34 protein-coding genes are annotated in these 15,160 nt (G+C 58.8%); 21 read left to right on the top strand and 13 right to left on the bottom strand.

What is annotated here, in order from left to right; all coding sequences use genetic code 11:
• Positions 1-56: 56 nt before the first annotated feature.
• The 13 genes from FSO04_RS24330 to FSO04_RS24270 form a co-directional block, all read right to left on the bottom strand.
• A complete protein-coding gene (locus FSO04_RS24330) occupies positions 57-245 on the bottom strand; it encodes a hypothetical protein (RefSeq protein WP_154563252.1) in 189 nt (62 codons plus the stop codon).
• A 79-nt stretch (positions 246-324) separates the two neighbouring features.
• Positions 325-558 carry a hypothetical protein gene (locus FSO04_RS24325; protein WP_154563250.1) on the bottom strand — a complete coding sequence of 78 codons (234 nt, stop codon included), beginning with the start codon at positions 556-558 and terminating at the stop codon, positions 325-327.
• Between the two features lie 8 nt (positions 559-566).
• Positions 567-881, bottom strand: a complete 315-nt coding sequence (locus tag FSO04_RS24320; RefSeq protein WP_154563248.1) for a hypothetical protein — start codon at positions 879-881, stop codon at positions 567-569.
• A gap of 1 nt (position 882) precedes the next feature.
• Entirely contained in the window at positions 883-1,197 is a 315-nt protein-coding gene (locus tag FSO04_RS24315; protein ID WP_154563246.1) for a hypothetical protein, read from the bottom strand.
• A 9-nt stretch (positions 1,198-1,206) separates the two neighbouring features.
• Positions 1,207-1,425, bottom strand: a complete 219-nt coding sequence (locus FSO04_RS24310; protein ID WP_154563244.1) for a hypothetical protein — start codon at positions 1,423-1,425, stop codon at positions 1,207-1,209.
• A complete protein-coding gene (locus FSO04_RS24305) occupies positions 1,422-1,571 on the bottom strand; it encodes a hypothetical protein (RefSeq protein ID WP_154563242.1) in 150 nt (49 codons plus the stop codon). The genes FSO04_RS24310 and FSO04_RS24305 overlap by 4 nt, the downstream gene beginning before the upstream one ends.
• A gap of 1 nt (position 1,572) precedes the next feature.
• Complete coding sequence (locus FSO04_RS24300; protein ID WP_154563240.1) at positions 1,573-1,857, bottom strand: hypothetical protein; 285 nt, start codon at positions 1,855-1,857, stop codon at positions 1,573-1,575.
• A 7-nt stretch (positions 1,858-1,864) separates the two neighbouring features.
• Complete coding sequence (locus FSO04_RS24295) at positions 1,865-2,125, bottom strand: hypothetical protein (protein WP_154563238.1); 261 nt, start codon at positions 2,123-2,125, stop codon at positions 1,865-1,867.
• A 3-nt stretch (positions 2,126-2,128) separates the two neighbouring features.
• Entirely contained in the window at positions 2,129-2,872 is a 744-nt protein-coding gene (locus FSO04_RS24290; RefSeq protein ID WP_154563236.1) for a hypothetical protein, read from the bottom strand.
• Between the two features lie 49 nt (positions 2,873-2,921).
• Positions 2,922-3,164 (bottom strand): hypothetical protein, encoded by a 243-nt coding sequence (locus tag FSO04_RS24285; protein WP_154563234.1) that lies wholly within the window; start codon positions 3,162-3,164, stop codon positions 2,922-2,924.
• Positions 3,165-3,299: 135 nt separating this feature from the next.
• Positions 3,300-3,602 carry a hypothetical protein gene (locus tag FSO04_RS24280; RefSeq protein ID WP_154563232.1) on the bottom strand — a complete coding sequence of 101 codons (303 nt, stop codon included), beginning with the start codon at positions 3,600-3,602 and terminating at the stop codon, positions 3,300-3,302.
• Positions 3,603-3,617: 15 nt separating this feature from the next.
• The gene (locus FSO04_RS24275; RefSeq protein WP_154563230.1) at positions 3,618-3,782 is read right to left on the bottom strand and encodes a hypothetical protein; all 165 of its coding nucleotides are present in this window, start codon (positions 3,780-3,782) and stop codon (positions 3,618-3,620) included.
• The gene (locus FSO04_RS24270; protein ID WP_154563228.1) at positions 3,745-4,362 is read right to left on the bottom strand and encodes a helix-turn-helix domain-containing protein; all 618 of its coding nucleotides are present in this window, start codon (positions 4,360-4,362) and stop codon (positions 3,745-3,747) included. The genes FSO04_RS24275 and FSO04_RS24270 overlap by 38 nt, the downstream gene beginning before the upstream one ends.
• A 96-nt stretch (positions 4,363-4,458) precedes the next feature.
• Between FSO04_RS24270 and FSO04_RS24265 the strand changes: the two genes are divergently transcribed.
• The 21 genes from FSO04_RS24265 (at position 4,459) to FSO04_RS47095 (ending at position 15,154) form a co-directional block, all read left to right on the top strand.
• Positions 4,459-4,689, top strand: a complete 231-nt coding sequence (locus FSO04_RS24265) for a helix-turn-helix domain-containing protein (protein ID WP_154563226.1) — start codon at positions 4,459-4,461, stop codon at positions 4,687-4,689.
• Positions 4,690-4,739: 50 nt separating this feature from the next.
• Entirely contained in the window at positions 4,740-5,045 is a 306-nt protein-coding gene (locus tag FSO04_RS24260) for a CII family transcriptional regulator (protein WP_154563224.1), read from the top strand.
• Positions 5,046-5,119: 74 nt separating this feature from the next.
• Complete coding sequence (locus FSO04_RS47100) at positions 5,120-6,001, top strand: hypothetical protein (protein WP_199203059.1); 882 nt, start codon at positions 5,120-5,122, stop codon at positions 5,999-6,001.
• A complete protein-coding gene (locus FSO04_RS24245; protein ID WP_154563220.1) occupies positions 5,991-6,740 on the top strand; it encodes a hypothetical protein in 750 nt (249 codons plus the stop codon). The genes FSO04_RS47100 and FSO04_RS24245 overlap by 11 nt, the downstream gene beginning before the upstream one ends.
• Entirely contained in the window at positions 6,733-7,053 is a 321-nt protein-coding gene (locus FSO04_RS24240; protein ID WP_154563218.1) for a hypothetical protein, read from the top strand. Before FSO04_RS24245 ends, FSO04_RS24240 begins: the two co-directional genes overlap by 8 nt.
• Complete coding sequence (locus FSO04_RS24235; protein WP_154563216.1) at positions 7,050-7,334, top strand: hypothetical protein; 285 nt, start codon at positions 7,050-7,052, stop codon at positions 7,332-7,334. The genes FSO04_RS24240 and FSO04_RS24235 overlap by 4 nt, the downstream gene beginning before the upstream one ends.
• A 104-nt stretch (positions 7,335-7,438) precedes the next feature.
• Positions 7,439-7,657, top strand: coding sequence for a hypothetical protein (locus FSO04_RS24230; protein ID WP_199203058.1), 219 nt, complete (start codon positions 7,439-7,441; stop codon positions 7,655-7,657).
• On the top strand, positions 7,654-7,926 hold the full coding sequence (locus tag FSO04_RS24225) for a hypothetical protein (RefSeq protein ID WP_154563214.1): 273 nt from the start codon (positions 7,654-7,656) through the stop codon (positions 7,924-7,926). The genes FSO04_RS24230 and FSO04_RS24225 overlap by 4 nt, the downstream gene beginning before the upstream one ends.
• Positions 7,920-8,426 (top strand): RuvC family protein, encoded by a 507-nt coding sequence (locus tag FSO04_RS24220; RefSeq protein ID WP_154563212.1) that lies wholly within the window; start codon positions 7,920-7,922, stop codon positions 8,424-8,426. Before FSO04_RS24225 ends, FSO04_RS24220 begins: the two co-directional genes overlap by 7 nt.
• A gap of 21 nt (positions 8,427-8,447) precedes the next feature.
• The gene (locus FSO04_RS24215; RefSeq protein ID WP_154563210.1) at positions 8,448-8,684 is read left to right on the top strand and encodes a hypothetical protein; all 237 of its coding nucleotides are present in this window, start codon (positions 8,448-8,450) and stop codon (positions 8,682-8,684) included.
• 77 nt (positions 8,685-8,761) lie between these two features.
• Positions 8,762-9,163, top strand: coding sequence for a hypothetical protein (locus FSO04_RS24210; protein WP_154563208.1), 402 nt, complete (start codon positions 8,762-8,764; stop codon positions 9,161-9,163).
• A gap of 8 nt (positions 9,164-9,171) precedes the next feature.
• On the top strand, positions 9,172-9,345 hold the full coding sequence (locus FSO04_RS24205) for a hypothetical protein (RefSeq protein ID WP_154563206.1): 174 nt from the start codon (positions 9,172-9,174) through the stop codon (positions 9,343-9,345).
• On the top strand, positions 9,342-9,551 hold the full coding sequence (locus tag FSO04_RS24200) for a hypothetical protein (RefSeq protein WP_154563204.1): 210 nt from the start codon (positions 9,342-9,344) through the stop codon (positions 9,549-9,551). The genes FSO04_RS24205 and FSO04_RS24200 overlap by 4 nt, the downstream gene beginning before the upstream one ends.
• Positions 9,552-9,628: 77 nt before the next feature.
• A complete protein-coding gene (locus FSO04_RS24195; RefSeq protein ID WP_154563202.1) occupies positions 9,629-9,925 on the top strand; it encodes a hypothetical protein in 297 nt (98 codons plus the stop codon).
• Positions 9,922-10,056 carry a hypothetical protein gene (locus tag FSO04_RS48340; protein ID WP_267905042.1) on the top strand — a complete coding sequence of 45 codons (135 nt, stop codon included), beginning with the start codon at positions 9,922-9,924 and terminating at the stop codon, positions 10,054-10,056. The genes FSO04_RS24195 and FSO04_RS48340 overlap by 4 nt, the downstream gene beginning before the upstream one ends.
• A gap of 46 nt (positions 10,057-10,102) precedes the next feature.
• Positions 10,103-10,279, top strand: coding sequence for an Rmf/CrpP family protein (locus tag FSO04_RS46435; RefSeq protein WP_166618239.1), 177 nt, complete (start codon positions 10,103-10,105; stop codon positions 10,277-10,279).
• Positions 10,272-10,799: a hypothetical protein gene (locus tag FSO04_RS24190; protein ID WP_154563200.1), complete on the top strand. Its 528-nt coding sequence runs from the start codon at positions 10,272-10,274 to the stop codon at positions 10,797-10,799. Before FSO04_RS46435 ends, FSO04_RS24190 begins: the two co-directional genes overlap by 8 nt.
• 3 nt (positions 10,800-10,802) lie before the next feature.
• Complete coding sequence (locus FSO04_RS24185) at positions 10,803-11,198, top strand: terminase small subunit-like protein (RefSeq protein ID WP_154563198.1); 396 nt, start codon at positions 10,803-10,805, stop codon at positions 11,196-11,198.
• A 145-nt stretch (positions 11,199-11,343) separates the two neighbouring features.
• A complete protein-coding gene (locus FSO04_RS24180) occupies positions 11,344-12,849 on the top strand; it encodes a hypothetical protein (RefSeq protein WP_154563196.1) in 1,506 nt (501 codons plus the stop codon).
• Complete coding sequence (locus FSO04_RS24175) at positions 12,849-14,288, top strand: glycosyl hydrolase family 28-related protein (protein WP_154563194.1); 1,440 nt, start codon at positions 12,849-12,851, stop codon at positions 14,286-14,288. The genes FSO04_RS24180 and FSO04_RS24175 overlap by 1 nt, the downstream gene beginning before the upstream one ends.
• An 11-nt stretch (positions 14,289-14,299) precedes the next feature.
• Positions 14,300-15,154 carry a hypothetical protein gene (locus FSO04_RS47095; RefSeq protein WP_199203061.1) on the top strand — a complete coding sequence of 285 codons (855 nt, stop codon included), beginning with the start codon at positions 14,300-14,302 and terminating at the stop codon, positions 15,152-15,154.
• Positions 15,155-15,160 lie beyond the last annotated feature (6 nt).

Genomic DNA, 15,160 nt, shown 5'->3' with positions numbered 1-15,160 from the left:
CGAGATAGATTCCGAAGGCGACAACTACAGCCCAGTCCAGTAGCTTCGCTCGCATATCACCGCCCAAACAAATCGTCGACAAACGGCTGCCCGAGGAACAGCAGCAGGATCACCAGCGCCGTCCCGGTGCCAGCCAGCGCGCAGAGCACTCCCATCGCCTGATGGCTCATGTAGAGGTCTTCCATAGTGGCCGGATGGTGCCGCTTGTCCCGCCACTGTCTGCGTCGAAACATGGTCGTCATCATGTGCATCCCCCGATATAGGTCATCAGCATCGCCAAGCCGTCGATCAGCAGAACGAGGGCGCCGAGGATGTAGAGGCCGGTCACGGTTGGCTCCGCGCATAAAGCATGGCATCGGCATACTCATAGGCCGCTTTCGATAATCCCTCCTGTATCGCGAGGAGTTCTGCACCCGTACCGCTGTAATTGCCGATCATTGCCGCCATAGCCTTCGATGCGAAGTAGTCACGTAGCGTCATGCCGAGGTTGATGCTTGGCATATCGTTCAGGTCACCACACCACGGAAAGGCGCGACCTCCAGTTTCGATATTGCTCATGTCAGGCCTCAAAAGGGAATGTCTTCAGCCGCTTGCACGGTCGGCTTGTTCTCGATGGCAAGCAGCGATTGAATTTCGACGCCGATCTCGGTTACGCGTGCCTGAAACTTGGCCATCAGTTCTTTCTTCTCGCGCTCCAGGTTGGCGACCAGAGCAGGCCGAATATCAAAATCATCCGGCACTTCGAATTCAACATCGCGCGTGTCGATGAGGGCATAGCCTCGGCTCGAATCGACCATGCTGAACGGATACACCGAGTACTTCATTTCCTTGTCCCACGGCTCTTTTTCTGCGTGCACGAAGCACTTGATCGTCACTTTCATTTCAATCTCCCTTCATCATTGATTCGGCCTTCAGCCGGTCGGTGTACATTTCAAGCGCTTCCTTGACAGCCCGGTCGAACGCGGCCCGCATGATCCGGCCGACCTCGCGGTCATTGGCTTCGGTGTCGCCCGCGCGCAGCGCGTTCAGAAACGACTGCTGCATGCGCTGCGGAAGCTCGCCGAAGTGGAAGAAAATTTCATGATCGAGAACCTTCGAGGCGCAGGCGTCGCGGATTGCCTGGGTACCGTCTTCGGGTTCGAACAGCCACTCGCCATATTTCATGGACTTGTTGACGACTAGAGGAACGGTGCTCATTTCAGGCTCCTAAGGAATGCATCGATCCGATCCGCCGCAGACGCCTTCATACGTCCCGTCCGGTTCGACTTCATCATCGACATACCAACCTGTGTCGCCGTTTTCGTACGCCTTCAGGTTGACCGTTTCTTCCTTGCCGCAGCCGCAGCACTTCATCCATGCGCTGCCGTCAATCTCTACTGGTTCGCTCTTGCCCTGCTCGCTGAACCACGCGCCGAAGTCCCTCATTGCCACACCACACCCTTCGCCTGCCAGTCGATCGTTTCCGTCCGGACGTGAATCCGGTGACCGTCCGGGCAGACGTATTCGGTGAGAACCATCAGCGCGTACTGCAGGGCGAGGAAGGTGCAGACATAACCGGTTATGGATTTCATGTCAGGCTCCGTATGGCCCGCAAAGCGCAAAGACGGCGTTTTGCACAAGCGCGTCCGGATCAAAGTCCAGATCCTGTCCGCACTTTGTTGCGCCGCGTAACGCATAACGAACTGCTGCAACGACGGCAGCGCGTTGCTCATGGGTCAGAATGGGATGCGGCGTATCCGCTGTTGTGTCGCGCTCGCTGTCCCATTGATCGCAGCGCGGTGCATACAGCCAGTGGTCTTTCGGAAGCGGCAATGAGCCAACGAAGAATGCGCTGCCATCAGGAAGAATCGTTGTCATGGCTATCTCACTTGCCGGCGTACGGCGTCCACTGCGGTTTCTGGAACTGCTGCATCTCGCTCTGCGGCCACGGCTGATATGCATCCTCGAACGCGTACCGGCCGCCGTTGCCACTCTGCCCAGCCGCTGCTGTGCCATGCGACGCGCCGCACGAGCAGCCGAGGGCGCCCGAATTCGGGCCGCCGTGATGCCCCTGGTTCGCGGAGGCGGTGGAGGCGTGGGCCTGGGTGGCGAGAGCGAGGAATGCGGCGAATAGAAGGGATTTCATTTCCTACTCCGAATCAATCATCGAACTGAACAGTTCATGTGCGCTGGTTTGAAGGGCGAGAACCGTAGGTTCGAGCTTCGCCCCTGCGGCGTCCCCTGCGGCGGCCCCTGCGGCGGCCCCTGCGGCGGCCCCTGCGGCGTCCCATGCGGCGGCCCGTGCGGCGGCCCCTGCGGCGGCCCCTGCGGCGGCCCGTGCGGCGTCCCATGCGGCGTCCCATGCGGCGTCCCATGCGGCGTCCCGTGCGGCGGCCCGTGCGGCGGCCCCTGCGGCGTCCCCTGCGGCGGCCCCTGCGGCGTCCCGTGCGGCGGCCGCGTCCTTCCTCGCCAGATCAAGCTTTGGTTGTGCGGCTGCCAGATCGACCGCGCAGGTAATCGGCGGCAATGACTTGAGCGCCTCGGCGTGATGTGCGAGACCCGGATTCAAGGCGAGCCACGCCGCGGTATGCACGCGGATCAACCAGTCCATCGCCATCCAGCTGCGCTTCTGCGAAAGGTCCGGGCCTTTGTTCGTGCCGACGAGGCGCGCGATGTATTGCCTGAGTTGGGCGCGCTCAGCATCGGAGCGCATGCCGTCATTCCACGACATGCCGAACGAGGCGAGAACCGGGTCGACACAAGCAGGGTGATCGCTGAACGGCTCACCCGAGAAAAGCGCGGTGGCTTCGAGCAGGCACATGCCTTCGTCGGGGCCCATGTGCTTGCCGTGGCTCAGGGTGAGCGTGTCGAGATTGTCTAGCGTCAGTTTCATAGGATCCTCACAGTTGGTTTCGTGTTGCCCGCCGCAGCGGGCGCAATGGTTAGCGGATTGCTTGACGGAACATCACGACGTTGTTGAAGCGGAAGAAACGCTTGGTCAGGCCGAGCCGGCTGAACACGAAAATCTGGCAATCGTTCGGATAGCAGCGCATCCAGTCCATGGCTTCCGTCTTCGTCCAGGCTTTGTGCGATGCGCCGTCGAACGGGCCGGTCTGCACGTACACGCGGTACGGCTTGAGGGCGTCGAGGATCTGCTTCTTGAGTCGGGCGATTGCGACTTTCATGGTCTGTCTCACAGGTGGTTGGTGTTGCTGTGAGGTGAATATTAGCAGCGCTGCTGCTTATGTCAAGAGCAGTGCTTATATATTTTGACGAAAAAAAACCCGCCGGGGCGGGGGATGGATCAGCGCCGAAGAAAATCAGCCTGGTGGCTTGCATTCAACCATCATGGTGCGCTCTTTCGTCTGGATGCCCGAGTAGCCCCCGGAGCCGTTCGAGAAACCGCCGCCGAAACTTGATGCGTCCTCCTCGTTACGATCGACAACGGTATAGCCTGCGGCGCCGCATAGATTGCCGGCCGCCCTCAGGCATTTATCCCAGCCGCGCGCCCAGCCGCTGCAATTCAGGGCATAGGCCTTGCGACCGTCGGGCGCATAGCTTTCGTGGACCGTGGCGCATCCCGAGAGAGCAAGAGTTGCGCAAATCATTGCCATTCTTTTCATGTCGTTTCCCCGATTTCAGTGCAATAACTGCCTCGCGTACTGAAGCGCCATGAGCATGTGATGCGCCATTTCTCGCACCGCGCCTTCGGCGGATGTCTTGTCGTTCGGGGGTTTCTCTTTCGGCTCGGCCTTCTGCCGATATTTACGAATGTCGACGATCTTTTCTGTGTTGTTGCTCATGGGGCGCCCTCGGCTGTTGTGTTTCGCTGAGAATATCCGCAGCAAGCCGCTCCGCGTCACCGATGATTTCCTCAGTCGTTCTCATATCTTGGGTTTCGTTTGCCTTCGCCGAAAGTAAGAGTAAACCCGTAGCCAATCTGAACGTCTTCCCGATGAGCGGCGAAGACCCATCCAGGCGGGCGACACACCCGATTAGCTCGCGCGCTTCGTTGGAAAGAGGGGTGTTTTGCCGTCTGATCGGCGAATTCGCAGACCCGTGGGTCGCAAAGGCCGTGCGCGCATAAAGGTCATTCTTGAGCGCCGGATCGCCGAGATGTTCGTGCACCAGTCGCGGGCTGATATCGCTGGGGTTGGCTCCGAGCACATTGCAAAACTTGATCAGGTTCGCGAAGTTCAACATGATCTCGCCGCGCAGATATTGACTTACGGCGCTCTGCCCGCCGATCCCTGTCGCGTTCCCGAGCCACTCTTGCGAAACACCCGGGTGCGCGACCTTGAAAGATTCCCATATAGCCCGCAGACGCGCGGCCTCCGCTTTCTCTTCGTCGCTGAGTCGGTGGCGTTGAATTGTCTTTTTCATGACTGGATTCTAGTAGCTGCACTTTTAAGTTGCGTACCTCCTTGAAAAGCTCTGCTGTTGCGCTACAATAGCAGCAGTGCTAATGCAGAGGCCCCCATGCGACTCGACGACTATCTGAAGGAAAAGAAACTCTCCCAAGCTGCTTTGGGCGCGCTTCTCGATCCGCCCGTGACGCAATCCTTGGTGAGCCAATGGATTCGCGGGACGGCGCGCGTGATGCTTGAACAAGCAGTCCAGATTGAAATGCTCACTGCCGGCGCCGTGCGTCCTGCTGATCTTGCGGACATGCATAAGTCGCGCACACCAACCGAACAAGCAGCGGCCTAGACCGTTCCGATTAACTCCCTAGGACCGGGGGGTCACTTTTGAGGATCACCGTGGATCAACTATCCATGCCCGCCGCTGAACGTGCACGAAAGTCGCATTCCGAGGCGTTACGTCACATTTCTGAGGTCGGTCAGAACAAGATCGCCGAGGCAATTGGAGTGTCCCCGCCGACGGTCTCCAGGTTCGTTTCTGAGGACCTGGAACGTGCCTGTCTGATCCTCGCGACTGTGGGATTGAAGGTCGTTCCCATCGACCGCCTGGTCGTCAAGAAACACATGTTCGAAGCCATTGCCACGCTTGCCTATGGGGTGATCGATGACCGCGACATGCTGCGCAAGCTCGTGTGGGAGGACTGACCATGGACCTGCTCGCCTTCGGAATGACGTTGGTAATCGTGCTGGCGTTTGTCGGCGCGTGGAGGTGCTGTTAGATGCGCGAGTACGCCAAAGTTGCCCCGAAGTTCTGGACCGGATCGACCGGCAGGGACCTTCGCAAAGGGGGTTCTGAAGGGGTCATCGTGGCGCTTTATCTGATGAGTTCGCCGCACTCGAACATGCTCGGACTGTTTTATCAGCCAATGCTGTACATGGCCCATGAAACTGGGTTGGGCATCGAAGGGGCATCGAAGGGGCTTAATCAATGCATCGAAGCTGGTTTTTGCGCCTTTGATGAGACATCTGAAATGGTATGGGTCTACGAAATGGCTTCATACCAGATAGCCGATGAACTAAAGGCCGCAGACCGCAGATGCATCGGTATCCAGAAGGATTATGACGCGCTCCCGACATGCCCGTTCCTCGGTCAGTTCTTCGACCGGTACTGCATGGCATTCAATCTGAAAAAGCGCCGTTCTGGAGAAGGCCCTACACAACCCCCATCGAAGCCCCATCGAAGCCAAGAGCAGGAGCAGGAGCAGGAGCAGGAGCAGGAGCAGGAGCAGGAGCAGGAGCAGGAGCAGGAGCAGGAGCAGGAGCAAAGCGCGACCCCGCCGAAAAAATCGAAGCCCGAATTGCCCGACTGGCTACCCGAGGACGCATGGCTCGCATTCGTCGAAATGCGCAAAAAGCTCAAGGCGCCTTTGACGGAACGCGCAGCGCAACTCGCAATTCTCGAACTCGAAAAGCTCATGCAACTCGGGCATCGTCCGCGCGCGGTGCTGGAGCAATCGACGTTGAACTCGTGGCGTGGCCTGTTCGAAATCAAGGCTCCGCGCGCCAATGGCAGCATCGAATCGCGTGATGCGTTCAACGAACGCGAAAACGCCAAGGCAAAGCAATTGCTTTTCGGACCGGAGATCGACCATGCAGCATGAGGACTTCGAGAACTTTTCGCGCGTGCTGGACGCGGCATATTCGCTGCACAGCAAATCGCTCACCGCTGACGCTCGAGCGCTTTTCTTCGCGGCTTTGGGCAAGTATTCGCTCGCCGACGTGCGCAAGGCGTTCTCGGCGCATATCAGCGACCCGCAACGCGGCCAGTTTCCGCCGAGGCCCGCCGATCTGATCGCGCAGCTTGTCGGCGATGCGACCAAAGACGGCCGGCCTGAAGCTGCTGAAGCGTGGGCAATCGCTGTCAGATCTCGAGACGAGGCCGAAACGGTTTGCTGGACGCAGGAAATGGCCGAAGCATTCGCCGTTGCATCAAACATCGAAAACGACGAATTCGGCGCTCGTACCGCGTTCACCTCGAGGTACAACCGGCTTGTCGAAGACGCTCGAGCCACCGGCCGTAAGGTCTCGTGGTTCATGTCGTACGGCCACGACGCGTCACGGCGCGAGGCTGTCGCGCTCGAGGCGGTCCGTGCGGGGCACTTGCAGCTCGAGCACGCGCGTAAGGTTCTGCCGCAACTCGCAGCCCCTGAGACGGGCGATACGAGCAGCGCCCGGGAACAGCGCGCGGAACTGCACAAGCTCATCGCGAACATGCCGAATCACACCGACAAGCTGGCGCAAGCTCGAGCCGCCGAACTCGAGAAGCAACGCGAGTTGACCGCGGGCGCCAAGCTCGAAACAGCGCAGCGTGTCGCCAACTACGAGGCGGATCATGGCTGAACTCACTTCCGACTTCTGCTCGGCCTACGCATGCCCAATGCTCGGCGTCTACGGCGTCTCGGGCAAGTGGTACTGCTCCTGCCACCACAACGCCAATCCGGCGCTCAACGACGCGATTACGGCCGAACTGCACCGGCAGAAAGCCACCGTCGATCGCATCGTTCTGGCGCGTCGAGAGGGCCGCTGCGAGGTGCAACTCGAAAACGGGCTGATCACGCTGATTCGCGATATCGGTGAGCAAATGCCGTTGCGCAAGCCGAATGTCATCGGCCCTACCCACGCAATGACGCACTACACGGAGCAAGGATCATGAACTGCAAACCGGGGGATCTGGCGATTCTCACGCGCTGCCCATGGCCCGAGAACATCGGTGCCATTGTCGAGGTACTGGAATGCAACGTCGAATTGACGGCAGCCCTGGGCGACCACATCTGGCGCGTAAAAACCACTGGCCGCAACCTGCGCGCCCGTGATTTGCATACCGGCACCCTCAGATTATTCGACGGTGGAAACCTGAGTGCTCGTGACAGCCAGCTCCGCCCGATCAGCGGCGTTCCGGTAGGCGAGGATGTGAGAGATGAGGTGACAGCGTGAGTCTCTACCAATGCGAGCACTGCGGTTGCTGCGAGAACACAGCGTTGGGTATGCAGCCCAAGACGCCTACCCAATGGTTCAGATGGGATGACAGATTCGAGGGCATGGCAGAGCGCAAGGGACAGCATCTGTGCAGCGCCTGTGGGCCGAAATGGTACGCAGACGGCACGCCGACCGAATACGGAACATGGCACGACCAGTTCGAACGCGTCTTTCTGCCCAGGGGCCAGTTCAAGACCAATCGCGAAGGCAATCTCGAACACATCGAGACCGGACGAACCGACTTTCGGGCCTTCGCTATCACACCGGAGCAAGCCAAATGACCACCACCACACCCGCGCCCGCGCGCGATTCTTCCGCCCCAAAACGCGATATTCGGTATTTGACCATTGAGCCCGGCCGCATCTCGCTGCACGGCATCGCGCTTACGGATGGAGAGATCGCGGTGTTGCGCGGGATTGCGGAGCGGATGAAGGGAGTGCGCACGGTTCGGGAGCAACTATGGCTTCCATGCCCGATTTGCAAGGGCATCGAAGGTTGCGATCACACAGTGCCCGAGCGCGAACGAGCAGTTCAGGAGGCCGCATGCTGATCAGCTGCGATCCGGGCATCAAAGGCGCACTCGCCTTCTTCAATCAGCATGGCTGCATGGGCGTGCACGACATGCCTGTGCGTGCCAAGCCGACTGCCGGCAAGATCAAAAACGAGATCGATCCTGTTGCGCTGCAGAAACTACTCCGGCGCAATGTGCCGGCCGACGAGAAGGGCCTGGTCGTCATGGAGACGCTCAACGCCTTCATGGGCAGCGGCGAGGAGCGTCACGGCTCGATGGCATCGCAGGCATCGCTCGCCGCCACCAAGGCCGTCATCTGCACCGTGTGCGAGCTCAGCGGCTTCGATATGGCCTTCGTGAGCCCGCGCGAGTGGCAGCGCTTCTTCGGCATCAAGGCCACGCCCAGCGAGACCACCAAGCAGCAATCGCTGCGTCTGGCGCGGTCTTTGTTCGGCATGGAGTACTGCCCGCTGCAGAAGCACGATGGGCGGGCTGACGCGCTTCTGATTGGCCGCTACGGTCAGCGGCATTTCACGTAGTACCAACCCAAGGAGAACGCAATGCACTACGCAAACGGACGTGAAGCAAAGAATGGTGACAAGGTCGTGTGGCGCACCTATAGCGGTCAACTCATCGTTGGCTTCCTGCATGACGCGGTGGCTGGCAATGATTACTGCAACGGCAAGATCGCTGTCGAGTCGCTCAATGACCCATGCCCGAACCTGAAGGAGGTTCTGCACTTCGAGGACTTCGCAGCCGCCGCGAAACTCGACGAAGTGTTCCCGAAGCAAACCTGACAACCACGCGAGCAGCAGCACGCTGGGGCAGCGGACGTTGCGCGTAAGACCCCTCGAATCACACGGAGAAAATGGACATGGACTATCAACACATTCAGCAATTGCAGAAGCAGGCGGCCTACGAACAAGCGATGGGCGCGCAGCAGGGCAATTCCCAATGCCTCGGCATGCTGCATCAGGACGGACGGCTTGAGGCGCAGGGATGGAGCACTCAGGCGCAACAGAAGCACGAGCCTGGCCTGATGGATGGCTTGCGCGGCCTTCACGACTTCATCGACCGTCTCAATGGCTCGCTGAACGCGCTGGAAGGCAAGCTATCGCCGATCCTGACGACGCAGGCTACCAACTCGATCGGCGGCATTCCTCCTGCTCCGCCATCAAGCGAGCTCGATGCCATCGAGCAACTCGCTATGGCGCTGCGACGCCTTCAAATGCTCGAAGGCACGATCGACTCGCTCACGGGGCGGGCGCGGATCTAAGGGCTGCCATGTGCTCAGAAATTGACGAACGCACGCGCGAGAATCCGGAAGGGGCGATGGTGCACACCCAACTGCTCAACGTCCAGCTCCGCGAAGCACAGAAGGCCCGCGAGGCATCCAAACCCGAGCCGCAGCACTTCGATACCGAAGCGCATCGGGCGTTTATGCGAGGGCTGGGATGAACTTCTGCAAAGACTGCAAGCATTGGCATGCGAGCGCCTTTATGCCCAACCGCTTTTGCCTTCATCCGGATGCGGTCAGAGACCCGGAGACCGGCCATGCATTTTCTAACTTCGAGCGCTCGATCATTGGCAATTGCGGCGAAAAGGGAAAGCTCTTTGAGCAGCGCGAACAACGAATCGGTTTCTTCAAACGATTGCTCGGCTAGAGCCAACTCAAACGGGGAACACCATGCGGCCAAGGAAAGAAAGACTACCTCTCACGCTCGACTCATTGACCGCACTCATGATCCCCGGCAAGTCCTACACGGCGGCGAAGCTCTCCTGCATTTTCGACGCTTCGCCGGCCGCAATTCATGGCCTGCTGACGACGCTTGAGGCCGCCGGCAAGCTCACCAGTTCGACCGTCTACTGCGGACGCACGAAAGATCTGCGCGAGGATCGACGCATCTACTCGATTCCTGCCAATACCCGCGCCGATGTGGCGCAGCGCCGCACCGGCCCCGCCGAAATGCCGGGCGAACTCCAGAATTACGATCTCGGCCGCTTTCAGCGCCTTGCAATGGCTACGAGGCGCGCATGACTCGCCCGCGCTGGATTCTTGCCAACCGCTCGACCTACGAATTCATTCGCAGCTATCGACCGCCATTCGAAGCCGTCGCCAACCGCGCATGGCTCTTCCGCACATTCGGCATTCGTCGCTCTAGACGCTGAGTTTCGCGCTGCCTAGCATCTTCGCCATCCACTGGAGGGAATCGGCATGCTGAGCCGCGAGGAAATCGAGATGCTGATGCGCGAAGGTGCTGAGGCGTTCGAACGCGGCATGGAATCCAATGCCTGCCCTTACCGCATATTCAGCACCGAGTTCGGATGCTGGCTGCGCGGCTATCAAAACGCGGCCTACGGGGCCGCACAACTGGAGAAGCACCATGTCTGATCCCGTCGCAGAAGCAGCAGCGCAACTGGCTGCTCAGCAGGCCGAGCCGACCATGCTCGAAAAGGCTATGGATACCATCCATGAACTCGAAGCGAAGGTTGAGTATCTGATCCATCCGGATGCGGAGGCTGGCGCGGCCATGCCGGGGGAGTCTATGACGAATGCCCCGACTGCGGAGACGACTCCGGCCTCTGCGACTGCGACTGCGGAGAGTGAACTCCCAAACGTTGCATCGGTTGCGGCCGAGCCTACAACCGCAGTGGCCTCTGCGTCGAATGCAGGTGGCGCCGATATCATAAAGAGCACCGCCGTAAGTTTCGGTGAGCCGCTGCATGTGCGCATCGCTGCGCATCTGGAGGCGATTTACAGCATGGCGAAGGAAGCGCCGGTTGCGGCAGCAGCCGATACCGGCGCCCTCAAGACGCACGTCGGCGATATCCTGCACCGCATCAGCAACGGCATGCAGGTGACCGAGGGCGAACTCGTGCAGAAGCTCGAAGCGCTCTACCGGATGCTGTGAGCCATGGTCGCATCGACTTTCACGCAAGCGCTCTTTGACAAGATCTGCGACCTGATCGCGGACGGCAAGAGCGTGCATGAAATCTGCGAGGCGAAAGGCATGCCGAACCGGCGCACGTTCCATGACTGGTGCCGGCGCACGCCCGAGCTGCAGGCGAAATACGACGCCGCCTATCTCATGGGCGAGCAATCGATCCTTGACGATATCCAGTACATCGCCGACACCGAACCGGATCCTGCTAAAGCTCGCGTTCGCGTCGACTCGCGCAAATGGACGCTCAAGGTGCGCAATCGCAAGGTCTATGGCGATCACGTCACCGAGGAACTGACTGGCCCGAACGGTGGCCCACTTCAGGTCGTGCGCCTGCGCATGACGCCGGCCGAGGAGTTGCCGGAATGAAGCCACATATCTACTTTTCGCGCGGTGCCTGGCGGGCCACGATGCGGCATCCGACAAAAGAATTCATGCTCTGTTGCGGGCAGGGCGAAACTCCGTGCGAGGCGTTCGCCTGGATGATGCGAGCGCTGGAGCATCGATATGAACGATGATCGCGACCACTTCGACGAACGACTCGGGAACAGCCGTGGCCGCCGCCGGTGAGATCGAGATCCCGCATAACTGGTCCCCGCGCATCTATCAGGGCCGACTGTGGAATTCCATGCTTAACGGCTGCAAGCGCGCGATCGATATCGCACATCGCCGCTGGGGGAAAGACGAGGTTGCGCTGCACTGGACGTGCCTTGCTGCCCATGATCGGGTCGCCAGCTACTGGCACATGCTGCCGCAGGCCTCGCAGGCACGTAAGGCCATTTGGGACGCCATCAATCCGCACACCGGCAAGCGCCGTATCGACGAAGCGTTCCCGCATGCACTGCGCAAGCGCACGCGCGAGAACGATATGTTCATCGAGTTTCGCAGCGGCTCGACGTGGCAGGTGCTCGGCAGCGATAACTTCGATTCGCTAGTCGGCTCACCGCCGGCCGGCATCGTGTTCTCCGAATGGGCGATCTGCAATCCGGCCGCATGGGCCTACCTCAAACCGATTCTCGATGAGAACAACGGCTGGGCGATGTTCATCACCACGCCGCGCGGCAAGAATCACGCGCATGCCATGTATCAGATGGCAAAGAGCAACCCGAAGTGGTTCGCCGAGGTCTCGAATGTGCTGAAAACCGGGCGCTTCTCGCGCGAAGAGCTTGAGGAGCAGCGCGCTGAATACGTCAGCATGTTCGGCGAGGACCAAGGCAATGCGATGTTCGAGCAGGAGCTGATGTGCAGCTTCGAGGCGGCCATTCTCGGTGCTTACTACGGTCTTGAGCTTGCCGCGGCAGAGCGCGAGGGGCGCATTACCAGCGTGCCGCACGACCCGGCGCTGCCCGTCTATACCGCATGGGACTTGGGACGCACTGACGATACCTCGATCTGGTTCTTTCAGACGCATTGGGGCGAGATCCGCGTTATCGATCATTACAAGGCGAATGGCAAGGACCCGAAGCACTACGCCGAGATTATCCACGGTCGCAAAATCGAGGTCTCCGAGTATGGCGAGAATGGCAAGCCAGTGAAATGGAAGCTCGACGCTCCGATTCCCGAACAGGCTCACCATATTGCCTATCACTACGGCAAGCACTGGCTACCGCATGATGCCAAGCCGAAGAGTTTCGCGTCGCCGCGCTCAGCGCTTGAGCAACTGAACGATTTCAACGTAAAGGCCTATATCGTGCCGGGCCTGAGCGTTCAGGACGGCATCCAGTCGGCGCGCACCACGCTGCAGCATTGCTATTTCGACGAGACGCGCTGCGCATATGGTCTCGAATCGCTCAAGAACTATCGCCGCGAGTGGGACGAAGACGCGAAGATCTTCAAGGACAACCCGCTGCACGATTATTGCTCGCACGCGGCCGATGCCTTCCGCTATCTCTCGCTCGTCTGGCGCAATCCTGAGAGCGAAAAGCCGATTGAGAAGCCGCGCTTTCTGCATGACATGACGGCCAACGAAGTGTTCTGGCCGAAGCACAGTCAGGGTAGCGGCGAGCGGGAGCGCATCTGATGTACTCCACGAACGACCTCCAGAAACTTGTCGTGATGCTCAATTTCCTGGGCATTATTGCGCCTGGAGTGTATCCGCAATATTCCGTTGTGCTAGGTGCCGGCGCCAATGCTGCGCCGGGGGTCGCAGGTACATTGCTGGCATCCAATGGCGCGGCGGCCAATCCGTCATTTCAGACACTAGCCACTCTTGGCATTCAGGCTGCATTGGGATATACGCCGGCACACGCTGGCGCAAATATCGATATCACTAGCCTCGCCTCGCCAGCATTAGCTGCAGCCACGGCGACAACGGCGCCCAAGGGGACGAATAATACGAAAGTGGCGACGACGGCTTTCGTCGTCAATCATGAAGCCATTCCGAATATCCTTGATTTCGGGGGCGACAATACCGGCGTCAGCGACAATGCGGTCGCTTTCGCCGCTGCGCTCGCAGCATCGCCCACCGATCAGGCGGCAATCATGTTTCCGCCTGGCACCTATGCATTTGCATCGGGTATTTCCTTCACGCTGCCTAACAATTCATCCGAAGTCTCCATCTTTGGATGCGGCTCGGAGAATACGAAGCTGGTTTGGGCGGCCGGCGGCGGCCTGACGATCAATTTCAAGAATCCGTCCAATTCGGCGCACATTCGTGGACTGACTCTGCTGACCGGCACGACAGCGACCGGAAACGGTCTCAATTTTGTACAATCGTCGGCGGTCGCGAATCCGGCAAACAGTGCGCTCTCGGATATCACTGATGTGACAATCCGCGGTTCCGATGCTTATGCAGGCTCGAAATATTGGGCCAACGGAATCAACCTGACTTCCGTATCCAACGTCAATTTCAACGGCGTAACAATAGTTGGCACTTCGACGTTCTTAGGGCGCGGATTGATCGTCTCCGGGTCTGCCAGCGCGATTCCTGTGGTGTTCAACTTCAATGGCTGCACTTTCAATTATCTGAACGTCGGCGCCGAATATGGCGCCTATTCGCAGGGCGTCACATTCAACCAGTGCAATTTCACCGCAGCCAATACCGGCATCCTGACGAGCGGCAGCAATCTCGCGCAACTGACCGTAACCGGATGCCAGTTCAACTGCAACAACGTTGGCATCAATGAAGCGATCAATGTGCCGGGCAGCCAGATCGTCGGCAATCTGTTCATAGTACCCAACACCGCACTCGGCATTAATTTGCCGGCAGGTGGCATGTATTCGGTCTCGGCAAATAACTTCCAGGGCTTGAGCACGGCGAACACTAACGGCATCGTTGTGAATAACAGCACGGCGGCGGGCATCGTCACCGGCAATACCTTCCTCGGTCTCACGACGGGCGTGAATCTTCAGGCGTCATGCACGAACGCAAACGTGCAGTCGAATGCCTATACCGGCTGCACAAACAAGGTTGTCAATTCTGGCGGTGCCAGCAATACGGTTGGCGGCGGATCACTTTAATGGAGCGGGCGATGAAACGGCTACTCACTGGCGCATTTGCGCTTCTTCTATCGATTGGGGCATTGGGAACAACGCTCAATCCGATCCAGCTTTTAAATCCAACGGGATCAACAAGCGGGCAGGCGGTGGTATCAACAGGTTCAAGCACGCCCCCAGCATGGGCGAATGTCGCTGCTGCAGCATTGGCCTCCCAGGCGGCCAATTCAGTTGTCGCTAATGTGACAGGATCGGCAGCGTCACCCACCGCATTTGCAATGCCAAGCTGCAGTGCAACCGGCAACGCATTGAATTACACATCAGGAACTGGATGGACATGCGCTACGGGGTATGCATTACTTGCCTCACCGACGTTCACCGGTACGCCGGCAGCCCCTACCGCAACGTTCGGCACCAATACGACTCAAATCGCGACCACTGCATTTGTGCAAGCCGCAATCGGATCTGCCGCACAAGGAAAACCATATTTCCAAGCATATCGTTCCACGAATCAGATATTAACCGCAAATACAATTGCGAAAATTCAGTTTGATACGAAAAATTTCGATAGCGGAACATATTATGATAATTCGACTAATTATAGATTTACGCCTCTCATAGCCGGAAAATATGAGGTACATGTCGTTATTTCATTTGTCCAAGGAACCAGCGGCGCATATATAGCGGCGATATATAAAAATGGATCTATTCTTGTTAATTCACAGGAATCGGTTCCGTCTCAGGCGGGTAATTTTTCAGTGATGTCCGAGGCTATCGTCAATATGAACGGGACAACTGACTATCTTGAGGGATGGGGCCAAACACCAGGTACGACAGTAAATGGCGCCTCTCCAGCCACATATTTCGAAGCGTATTACATTGGACCATAAGGAATC

Source organism: Paraburkholderia madseniana, assembly GCF_009690905.1.
GTDB lineage: Bacteria > Pseudomonadota > Gammaproteobacteria > Burkholderiales > Burkholderiaceae > Paraburkholderia > Paraburkholderia madseniana.
This window is presented reverse-complemented; position numbering and strand designations above follow the sequence as displayed.